The sequence below is a fragment of the Bradyrhizobium sp. i1.15.2 genome, assembly GCF_040548425.1.
GTDB lineage: Bacteria > Pseudomonadota > Alphaproteobacteria > Rhizobiales > Xanthobacteraceae > Bradyrhizobium > Bradyrhizobium canariense.
This window is the reverse complement of sequence record NZ_JBEPRQ010000035.1, coordinates 58,524-69,133: the sequence shown is the minus strand read 5'-3', so window position 1 is coordinate 69,133 and position 10,610 is coordinate 58,524. Positions and strand designations below refer to the sequence as shown.

Genomic DNA, 10,610 nt, shown 5'->3' with positions numbered 1-10,610 from the left:
CTCTACCCGCATCTACCGACCTTAAGGCTAGCCTTAAAGCTAGATCCTCGTCGGATACCTGCAACTCAACAAGGCGGCCCACCCCGGAGGAATACGATGAAACTGTAGTAGAGTCATATCGATGACATAGCGGGTTACGGAGCGTCATGGGACGGCCGATCGGTAGTGTGAACAGGGAAAAGCCCTTTAATGACGCGCTTCGGATCGCGCTGCGCAATCGGCCGTTGGCGCTTCGCAGGGTGGCGGACCGATTGATCGACAAGGCAGAAGAAGGAAATCTTGCCTACATCCACGAACTGATTGACCGCCTGGACGGCAAGCCTGTGCAGGTCGTTGATCGCCAAGATGTTCCGATCCACGAGCTCAGCGACGTCGAGCTCTATCGCATTGCAGCTGGTGAAGATCCGCGCGAAGAACACAAAATGCTGTTGATCGCGCCTACGAAGGTCACGTCACACGACCCGGAATAGCCCGTTGCTCAAGCCGATTCAGTAATCGGATCACTTGGGTTGCCTGCCAGCTACCGCCTCGGGCTGTGAGAATCTTCCGGTTATTGAGCATTGCGGAGATGCGCTTGGCGGGAAGACCGCGAAGGGGCTCTAAAACTGAGCGAAACTGCTCGGCAGTCACATCAGCTTCCTCCTGTCGCGCTTTACCGATCCCGGAATTACCGAGCTTGCGACCTCGGGCCTTAGCGGCTGCCAGAGCTTCCCTGGTCCGCTGAGCGATGCGTTCGCGCTCCTTCTCAGCGACCGCAGCGTGAATGTGCAGCATGAACGGGTCCACGTCTGGCCCGAGTTCAGTGACTATGAAGGGAATTCGCTGCACCATCAGTCCACTGATGAAGTGAACGTCCCGGCTCAGTCGATCCAGCTTAGCAATAATGATCGGAGCCGCGCCTGACTTGTCACCTCGACCAAGCTTACGAGCGAGCTTCATGGCGGCTGCGAGCTCGGGCCTGCGTTCCAGCGCATCAGCGCCTTTGCCAGTCTGGACCTCGCGGTACTCGGCGGCGATGTTGAAGCCATGTTGCACGCAGAATGCCCTGATCGCAGCTTGCTGCGCCTCGAGGCCGAGACCACTGCGCCCTTGCTTCGGTTTTGAGACGCGAATGTAAGAGACGGCGGCGCGCATAGAAGATTTATCCTTTCAGGAGCGGCACTAAGATTACATGTGATCGGACGTCCACATGTAAACCGCATCTTCCGGCGAAGTCGATCTATCTCTTCGTTAAGTTTAGCTCAGCGCAAGCAAGCAGCTTGCTATGTGCTGATCGTCCAACGCAGCGGCCCAGTGCTTCCATCCTCGGCGTGTCCGAGCACAACATGCGCAAGAGCGTCAGCATGAAGAGTGTGCGATTCCAAAATCAAACGGATGAGGTCTGAGGATCAGACGAACGTCAACCCGATGCAGTGATGATGACAGCGCAGGCGAGGGCGTGGTGATCGATGGTTGATCGCCTCGGTGGGGGCGTGCTCGGTGGGGGGCGGGGGCACGCGCGGCCGGGGGGGCGGGGAGGGAAAACTCGCGGGGGTAAGAATGCTTTTTTGGCACGACCCCTCACATCACCGCCAAATCCCCAACTCCGGGGTCGTCCCCATAGACCTTCCAAACGGGAATATCTAAGCCCATGGACCCGCCCCTCTGCAAAGTCTGCGGCAAGTCACTGGTCGGGCCTATGTTACGATGTCGTCACGCCTCCCGTTGCGAAGGCCGTAACGCAACTGGCCGCGATAAGCCCAAGCTGATCGCGCGATCTGCGTTGCGCACGCGGGAAGCGAAGAATGAGGTGCTTCGATCTGAGGTGCTTTCGGAGGCGAATCGTGGCACGGCGGTGGCGTCCATCTTCAAATCGATTGCTCGAATTTGAACAGATCATGCAGCGCAGGTGCCGTCGGTTGATCGCGCCTCGGGCTCGTCTCTCCGAGCCGCTGGTCCGCCTCGCACACCATTTTGCCCCATTTCCGGCACCTTTGACGATCAACAGAGTTAGAAGCTGCCTATGGGCTTGGTGTTTGACGACGTCCGTAGGACCTCCGATTGGACGTAGCGGTGAGGCGACGCTGTCGCCGCGCCTCTTTCATAACCGAGGGACCAGCATGAAACGCATGGTCGTGGCCGGCATCGTCCTTCTCTCGCTCTCTTCCGTGGCGGAGGCGCATCGTCTCTCCGGAAGCGCCACTTACTACGGCGGGAGTGACCGCCTATGCGGTCGCCGAACGGCGTCTGGGGGCGTACTCAACTGCGCTGCAATGACCGCCGCTCACCGGACGCTGCCCTTCGGCACGGTCCTGATGGTTCAGAGCGGTGGTCGGTCGGTCCAAGTCACGGTGACCGACCGCGGTCCATTCACCGGCGCGTTCCTTGATCTATCGCCTGCGGCCGCGAGTGCGCTCGGCTGCCGCTGCACCCATCGCAGCGTGACCGCGACCATTGTGCAAATGGGATCCGGTGGGACTTTGGTCGCGAGTCGTGGTCGCCAACGTCCCGTCGCTGCGGTGGCCATACCGGGGTTCTTCCAACCGATGCAGGACGGCATGGGTCCGATGGGAACGTTCGGATCGTCGATGGCGATGGCTCCTGCGCCCCGGCATCACCGTCGCCACTAATACCGGAGCGTTCTTTGCATTGCGGAGGGTTGCTGATCATTGCTCGACGAAGGCCAGGATCAGCCCTGCGAGCAGTTTTCCGGTCGAGGGTAGGGGGAGGGAAAAATTCGTTGCAAAGCATGCTTAGTTCGGCAAAGACCCTCACAAAACCGACCGCTAAATCAATCCCCGATCTGCAATACCCAGAGACCATCAGGCCTGCTTGGTCCGGCATATGGCGGCCGAAGTAATTGCGACCGGGGATCATCGAGTTGGAGCTGACGATAACGGTGGGCCGCTGGCTAATGGGCTACCACCAGTGGGTCGATGTGAGCTTGGAGCGGAGGTCCGCACTTTATCGTCAAACCAACCCGATTGACCCGTCGCAGATTCCTCTCCTTGAGGCGGTTTCAATGGAGAACGTGCACAGCCGAAACACTGGGCGCCAACCGCCAAGGCCGCACGAGTGATTATTCCTGACGTACGTTCACTTGACCAAAGCGTTGCGGCTAAGCAAAGATGTGTTCAGTTTTGAACATAACGCTCGGCAGCCAATAGGCATACTGCGCCCGCCGGGGAGAGCCGCACAGTGGACGCGAAGTTTGGCCCGAAGCTTGTGCATCTGGTTGATGACGATCCGAGCTTCTGCAGCGCGGTCGAAGGTCAACTCGCGCAGCTCGGCTATGAAGTGCGGAGCAATGCCTCGCCCAAGCACCTGCTGACCAGCCTGCCAGACGAAGATGTGCCCAGCTGCATCGTCCTCGACGTGCGACTGCCGGGAATGAACGGCCCTGAATTGCAGCTTCGGCTGAAGGAGCTGGGCTCCACCGTGCCGATCATCTTTGTTACCGGCTACCCCGATACGCAGACGACCGTGCGCACCATCAAAGCAGGTGGCGAAGATTTTCTGCTCAAGCCCGTACCAACCGAGCAGTTGGTCGAGTGTGTTGAGCGAGCGATTGGGCGGCACGGCGCGGCCCTGACCACTAAGCGCGCCCGAGAAATTATGCTGTCGCGTCTCGCAACTTTGACGCCTCGCGAAAGGGAGGTCTTTGACGGGATCGTTCGGGGAAACACAAACAAAACCATTGCTGAAGGCCTAGGGATAACCGAACGCACCGTCAAAGCGCATCGAGGGGTGATCATGGAAAAGATGCACATTCGCTCGCTGGCCGAACTTGTCGTCGCTGCTCAGCGGCTCGGGATTTTGGACCGCTAGTGAAGCACTATCGAAGCACGCCAGTCAGTCACCAGCGCCTGCCTGTTCTGCTTGCGCGACAAAATGCTCAAAGATGGGAATGGCGCTCTTGATGTTGTGAGACCGATAGCTATCGACTGTTCTCTCGCTGCGGGCGTCAAAAAGCTCAAGCCAAAACAGTGTCCCGAGATCTGTATGGTCCGCAGGCGCGACCATGCGAATTTCATGATCACCCAGCGAGACGAGCGGGACAAACCTCAGTGAGATTTTGTCGAGAGCACAGAGCTCGGCATAGGCCCGCGCAAGCTGCAGTTCGCTAGACGAGGCATCTGGAGTAGGTGTCAAATTCTACATCCTGTTGCTGACGGACCGGCGAGCACGGGCAACTGCAGGAGCTAAACGACTCGGATTTGCGGGGGCGGGCGGTCGATGTAACGGGGGCCGCGTGCTCAGGCTTGTTATCGCCCGCAACTACCATTGATGCATTCGCAATGAGACATTCCAAACCTCGTAACCTTTGTTGATCTAGGTCAACGTACCAAGAGCGGTTGCGCTGCCCTCTAGCGGGCAATTCCGGGTATCGCCCCGGTGGCGCTTGGCTTCAGGTCCGTGGGTGACTGATTACCAGCCGATGCCAGCTGTATCTGCTCATTGCCCAAAGCCGACCCGGTCCAACCAGCCCGCTAAGTTGGGGTTTTAACCTGGACCTAGAAGACAACGTTGGCTGCTCAAAGCGACGTCCGCATGGGATGACATTGGCGCGGTGCGCTTCGCGCTAGTGATGAGCGCAAAGGCCCGGTTCGATGGGGTTCTCTCCGGGCCTTCGGCTCCGCTTCGTCGCGCACCGATCTGGGATCGAAAACCGCCGCGGACGAGACGCCGGCAACGAATGCAACCTGAGCCTGAGTCGGAAGGCAAAATTGAGGCGCATCGGGCCTCTGGGATGCTTGTGTCAGCTCATCAGACGATCGCTGTGACGCTCGGGCCCGCTACGCCGCCAGCGTCTCGCGGCTCGTTTCGAGCGATCGGTCGAGCACCGCCAACCGCATCAGCGCGGGCCGGAAACCGATCAGGTCATCGAACCCGTTTGCGTACCTGGCATCGAGACCAGATGGGTGAGCCTGCCGCGTCGCGCAACGTGATCTCGACAGCGAGCAACGTCGCGTTTTCAGTCAGCATCAACCTGGTGATGATGGTAGCAATTGCGGCCGTCATACCCTCGTCGACCAGGACAAGATCGCGGGTTGTTTTCGGCGTTCGGCGGCTGCGCGGCCAAGATTTGGCGTGCTCCCAACGCGTCGGCCTGATCAGTTGGCACATCGATGTCCGAACAAAGGCATGTGCCTCGAACGATAGCGACGAACAGCCGACGGCCGCCGCAGGTCGCGTTCGATGCGGCGTTCGTTGGCGCGCTGGACTTGCACGCGCCCTGGTCCATTTTGCAAGCAACTCGCGATCACAGGATGCTCAGCGTTTTTGTTATACGAGACCTGAGGTTTCCATCCGGAGCGACCTTAGCGAGCTGGCGCTTACGAACTGATCCCCAGATGATCTGCATAATTGACGCTGCGCAGCGATGAGAGCGGCGCGGCAATGGAGCTCTCTGGCATTCGGTATGTCTGTCTTCCATCAGCGAAGCGCCTCAACAGCTTTTTTCGCAGCGGCGATATCAATGTATCAAGTGCTATCATGTGCCCGCCTATTTCGGAACACACTCTACATTGAAGGCAATAATGATCTGAGCTGGGTCTGCCTTACCCAAGCTCTTCAGATCTTCCAAGCCGCTTCTCAGCTTCGTTCCGGCCTCCTTCAAGCTGCCTTCGAGCTTTGACTTGGCCGTGTTACAACGCTTCTCGCTTGAAAATTCTTGAAAGACGACGGTGGGTAGCAGACGCCATTCCGCCCTGTCGTTTGTAGCGGCCGGACTGACCGAGTAGGAGAAGACATACATCAAAATCCACATCGGTATGCTCCACTTCTGATGCGGCAATGGCAGCTCCGATTATTCGGAGCGGGAATCGCCGCGGCGTCCGTTTTATTCTGGTGATTTGAGCGCCCCCCAGCACGCGGGCGACAATTCGGTCGCCTTCTCCTTGAGGCAGCGAATAATGCGCCGGCCACCGGGGCGAAGTCCTTTGCACAGAAGCTCTACGTCGCTTTTGCATTCTCGCGCGATCTTAACGGGGTCGGTCAAACGGCTCTTGGCAAATGCATTCTGACCAGACAACGCGATTGCGATGCAGAACAAGCAGTTGAGCCGGCTCATTTTCTAACTCTTTGCTCCAAAAACCCTCACGTATCTGCGCCCCGTGGCGCCACCTTGACCTAGATCAAACCATTAGTCGGTGCCATTGTGCTGATGAGAGGGCTGCCGAATGACTACCCGTCAAGGTATGTTCAAGCCATTTCGGGATTGATTGGTGGCCGAAGGCGTGAGGGATGCAGATGTCGGACACTCCCATAAACGTAATCGAAGCCGCCATTCGTTCAGCATTCACCAGTTACCCAAAGGAAGACGATCCCGATTGGAGAAGTCCACATTGGATCAAGCCCGAAGAATGCGCCCACTTGGCGCAGGGCATACTGCTGGAACTGCAGTTAAAGGGGTTTGAGATCGTGAAGAGGAAGACTTGAAGGTGGACGGCGGTTGACGCACCTAAGGCAGCCAGGCCCAGACAACAATGGGCAGGTGAATCCTGTACCGGCATATCGTTCATTCCGAGAGACGGATCGGAGCTAGCGGAGCGTGGTGACGCATGGGTTATCGCTGACTAAATCTCTTGGATCCCGCTATCTTCGTCCTGGAACCGTTTCAAAATGCCCCGGCGGTTTCAGGAGGCCGTAAGGGCGCGGTCGCGCGGCCGGCGCTTTACGCATGCCCTTTAGGGACCCGCCGACCCATTGCTGGGCTGAGTCTTCTCACCGCGGAGGTCTTGCAAGCTTCGGCAGCCGACCTCCGGATGCGACCCACTCATCATAGGATCGGAAAGGTAGTCCAAGCCGCTCGTAAGACACCCGAAGATAGCCGTCGCGGCCGACAGTGACTGCGTCGGGTCGTAAGGTTCTGACTTCCTGGGCAATCACCCCGACATAGGCCTTCTCGTTGCCATTGTAGGCGAATCGATAATAACCCAGACCGTCGGCGAGCCGGCCCAGCAGCACGACATCGTGTTTCAGCATGATGTCCGACCGGCGCCCACCACCTCGGCCCCCGCCGCCTCGGAAACCTCCACCGCCACCACCACGGAAGCCCCCGCCGCCGCGGAACGCTGCGGCACGATGTCCGCCGCCGCTCGCGAACCGTGCCCCGCCACCACGACGCACACCCGCCGCAGACCGGAAATTTCCAGCTCTTGAAGCTGCTCGGTTGCCTGCTCTCGCACTCCCGGCACCCGCTGCCCGGCGCGCGGCTTGGCGATTGCCGCCTCCGTGCCGCGCGCGATCTGCGACGTTGGCCCTTCTGGCGCCCGTCCCCGCCCCGTGCCGGGCGGCTATTCCGGCGCCGACGGCTGCGCCTGCGCCGATGCCGGCGCGGATACCAGCGCCTCCGCGATTGGCACCGCCAAACTTTTGCTGCAGGTTTGCATTGTTGTACCGCGCGCCTCCCCGATGTGCAGGATCGTGCCGCCAGTGCTCGACACGGGCGCCGCGATTGACGTTGATGCCCCCGCCAGCCCAATTGATGCGGCTGCCGCCCCAGTAGCCTCCGCCGCCCCAGTATCGGCCGGAGGCCCACCTCCCCAGCGCGTAGGCTCCGCCAAACGCGAGGCCAGTCGCGATTACACCGGCGGCGATGTAGCCAGGATATCCCCAATAATAGGGGTACGCCGGATAGTCCGCGTATGGCCAATCGCCGTAGACCACTTGCGGTTCATAATAGGGAACGTAGATGCTGTCCGGCACAGCGGGTTGGATCGAGATGATCTGCTGGCTCTGCTCCTGCTTTACGTTGACGACCTGCTGCTTGGTCGTCACGAGCTTATTTCTATCGTAAGCCCTCGCGCGCATCCGCTGCACGGCGTCCATCACGTCCTGCTCCTGCGCAAGGAACGCCTCGCCAAGCTTTTGCGTCCAATCGAGACGTTCGCTCATCATTTGCAGAACCGCCGGCGCTGCCACCAGCGCCTTGATGCTGGCGTCCCATTTCTGCTTCTCCGCCGCGGCTTTAAGCGCATCATCCTTCAGGTTCTTGTTCGTGTTCATCCAGCGCTCGGCCCGCACGACTTCGAGGGGATAGGTCGAGGCCATCAGCACGTTCGCAAGCAGCCCATCCGCATACAACGCGACCGGCGCCACAAGCGCTTCGAGTTCGGCCGGCTTCAGCACCGGCTGATCGGGAGCCGGCGAGGCCGCGCCGGCTGGCGGTTCAGCAGGCGCGCTGCCAGGCGTCTGGGTGATCGTATCGGCGCCCTGGCTTCGCGCTGAAATGCTGACGTGCAGCATTCCGAGGAAAGCGCATATCCAGCAGACCGTTCTAAGGAACCGCATGTGATCGTGCTCCCCGTAGCAAGCTGAGGGCTGCAATCCAATGGTGGAGACAGCGATATCGATTGACCTAAATCAAAAGATTAACCCTTTGGGAGCACGTTGATGGCGCCGCCTCCATCAGAGGCGGAGTGGCGCTTTGACCAGCGTCGCGACCGTGTGTCGAGCGATCATCCGCTCCTCGTCGGTCGGAATCACATAAATCGTGATGCGGCTGTCAGGCGTTGAGATCTTCGTTGAGTGGGCCGCATTCTCCTCCACATCGACGCGGGCGCCAAGCCAGTCGAGTTTCTGCGCGATGCGCGCCCGGATGTACGACGAGTTTTCGCCGATGCCGGCCGTGAACACCATTGCGTCGAGCCCCTGCAACGCACCGGCGAGCATCGCCGCGTTGAGGGCCGCCCTGTGCACGAAGTGTTCGACCGCCAGGACGGCGTGTGGGTCGTCGCTGGTCACCAGATCCCGCATGTCGTTGCTGATCCCGGACATGCCCTTCAGGCCGCACTCGCGGTAGAGGAAGTCCTGTACGTCGGCGGCGGACATTCCCTTGGCAGTCTGCAAATGAAGGATTACGCCCGGGTCGATCTGGCCCGGACGGGTCCCCATCGTCAGTCCGTCGAGCGCGGTGAAGCCCATCGTACTGTCGACGCTGCGTCCCTTCCTGAGCGCGCACATCGACGCACCGCTGCCCAGATGGGCGACGACGACCCGGCCATCGGCAATTTCCGGCGCCACCTTCTGAAGCTCGGTCGCGATGTATTCGTAGGAAAGCCCGTGGAAGCCGTAGCGGCGGATACCTTCGGCGTAGAGACCGAATGGAACGGCATAGTGATCCGCCAGCGCGCCGTGGCTGCGGTGGAAGGCGGTGTCGAAGCAGGCGACCTGGGGAAGATCGGGGAAGTTCGCCATGATCGAGCGGATCGGCGCTAGGTTGTGCGGTTGGTGGAGCGGTGCCAGCGGAGAGAGGCGATCCAGGCGCGACACCACGGCGGCGTCCAGCAGGACCGGACCATCGTAGTCGGGGCCGCCGTGCACGACGCGGTGGCCAACGGCGACCGGCGCGATCCGCAGTTCCTCCCGTAGCCACGCGCCCGCAATGGCGAGCGCGGCGGAGACGTCGGGCGCCTGCTCGGCCGGATAGGTGCGGTCCGCGATCACGCCTCCGCCCGCATCGGCCGCGCGCATCCGGGGCCGGGTTCCGACGCCGTCGACCTGGCCCTTGATTTGCCGATCGAGCGCGCCGCGTCCATCGACGGAGAACACCTGGAATTTGACGCTGGAGGAGCCCGCGTTTACGACGAGGATCGTGTCCATGGCAGTCACGCCGCGGCTGCGCGAGCACGTCGTCGGCGCGCGTCGGCATGGAGCGCCGCCACAGCGCACGATGCCATTCGAGCCCTGGCCGAATCCGCCCGGGACGTCAGCACCACCGGGACCTTGGCGCCGAGAACCACCCCGGCGCTGTCGGCCTTGGCGAAGTAGGCGAGATTCTTGGCCAGCATGTTGCCGGCCTCGAGATTGGGAACAACGAGTATCTGCGCCCGGCGACCTCCGATTTGATACCCTTGATCCTGGCGGCGTCCGTGTCGATGGCGTTGTCGAACGCCAGCGGCCCGTCCAGCACGCCGCCGGTGATCTGGCCGCGGTCCGCCATCTTGCAGAGCGCGGCGGCTTCGATCGTTGAGGGGATCTTGGCGGTCACGGTCTCCACCGCAGACAGTATTGCGAACCGGGGGGCCGCACCGAATCCGGCCTGGACGAACAGATCTATGGCGTTCTGGATGATGTCCCGCTTGCCGTCTAGATCCGGAAAGATATTGATGGCGGCGTCGGTCACGAAAATAGTCTCTGCGTAAGCCGGGACGTCCATCACGAAGACGTGGCTTACGCGGCGCTCTGTGCGTAGACCGCCGGCCTTAGCCGTGATGCTGCGCATCAGTTCGTCGGTGTGCAGACTGCCCTTCATCAGCATCTCGCCGCGAGCGGCGTGGATCAGTTCGACGGCCTCGGCGGCGGCTGCCTCGCTGTGGAGGACATCGACGATCTCGATTCCGGCGATGTCAAGCCCGTAAGTATCGGCCGTGTTTCTGATCTTGCCCTCCGGACCCACCAGGATCGGCCGGATGATGCCCGCGTCGGCGCTGTCGAGGACGCCGCGCAGGGAAGTCTCGTCGCACGGGTGCACCACGATGGTTTGGACGGGATCGATCGAGTTGGTCCCCGCGATCAGAGTGTCGTACTTGCTCGAACTGCTGGTTGGGGCATTCGTGTTGGCATTCGACATGTCGCCCTCGAACGTGCGCGGACTGTGGAACACAGCTGGTGCCATGAAGCTCCTT

General features: G+C 60.8%; 9 protein-coding genes and 1 pseudogene. 3 read left to right on the top strand and 7 right to left on the bottom strand.

Going from position 1 to position 10,610, the window contains the following annotated elements; genetic code table 11:
- Positions 1–146 precede the first annotated feature (146 nt).
- Positions 147–470 (top strand): hypothetical protein, encoded by a 324-nt coding sequence (locus tag ABIB80_RS35515; RefSeq protein ID WP_354129223.1) that lies wholly within the window; start codon positions 147–149, stop codon positions 468–470.
- Here ABIB80_RS35515 and ABIB80_RS35510 read toward each other — a convergent pair.
- Entirely contained in the window at positions 448–1,134 is a 687-nt protein-coding gene (locus ABIB80_RS35510; protein WP_354129222.1) for a recombinase family protein, read from the bottom strand. The genes ABIB80_RS35515 and ABIB80_RS35510 overlap by 23 nt on opposite strands.
- A 650-nt stretch (positions 1,135–1,784) precedes the next feature.
- On the opposite strand from ABIB80_RS35510, the gene ABIB80_RS35505 reads away from it, so the two are divergent.
- Positions 1,785–2,609: a septal ring lytic transglycosylase RlpA family protein gene (locus ABIB80_RS35505; protein ID WP_354129221.1), complete on the top strand. Its 825-nt coding sequence runs from the start codon at positions 1,785–1,787 to the stop codon at positions 2,607–2,609.
- Positions 2,610–3,177: 568 nt separating this feature from the next.
- Positions 3,178–3,807: a response regulator transcription factor gene (locus tag ABIB80_RS35500; RefSeq protein WP_354129220.1), complete on the top strand. Its 630-nt coding sequence runs from the start codon at positions 3,178–3,180 to the stop codon at positions 3,805–3,807.
- Positions 3,808–3,831: 24 nt separating this feature from the next.
- On the opposite strand, the gene ABIB80_RS35495 is transcribed toward ABIB80_RS35500, so the two are convergent.
- The 6 genes and pseudogenes from ABIB80_RS35495 to ABIB80_RS35470 form a co-directional block, all read right to left on the bottom strand.
- Entirely contained in the window at positions 3,832–4,131 is a 300-nt protein-coding gene (locus ABIB80_RS35495) for a hypothetical protein (protein WP_354129219.1), read from the bottom strand.
- A 1,354-nt stretch (positions 4,132–5,485) separates the two neighbouring features.
- Complete coding sequence (locus ABIB80_RS35490; RefSeq protein WP_354129218.1) at positions 5,486–5,749, bottom strand: hypothetical protein; 264 nt, start codon at positions 5,747–5,749, stop codon at positions 5,486–5,488.
- A gap of 72 nt (positions 5,750–5,821) precedes the next feature.
- Positions 5,822–6,052 carry a hypothetical protein gene (locus ABIB80_RS35485; protein ID WP_354129217.1) on the bottom strand — a complete coding sequence of 77 codons (231 nt, stop codon included), beginning with the start codon at positions 6,050–6,052 and terminating at the stop codon, positions 5,822–5,824.
- Positions 6,053–6,705: 653 nt separating this feature from the next.
- Positions 6,706–8,274 carry a DUF3300 domain-containing protein gene (locus ABIB80_RS35480; protein ID WP_354129216.1) on the bottom strand — a complete coding sequence of 523 codons (1,569 nt, stop codon included), beginning with the start codon at positions 8,272–8,274 and terminating at the stop codon, positions 6,706–6,708.
- A gap of 117 nt (positions 8,275–8,391) precedes the next feature.
- Complete coding sequence (locus ABIB80_RS35475; protein ID WP_354129215.1) at positions 8,392–9,585, bottom strand: acetate/propionate family kinase; 1,194 nt, start codon at positions 9,583–9,585, stop codon at positions 8,392–8,394.
- Between the two features lie 5 nt (positions 9,586–9,590).
- Positions 9,591–10,555: pseudogene (locus ABIB80_RS35470) on the bottom strand (phosphate acetyltransferase).
- Between the last annotated feature and the right edge of the window lie 55 nt (positions 10,556–10,610).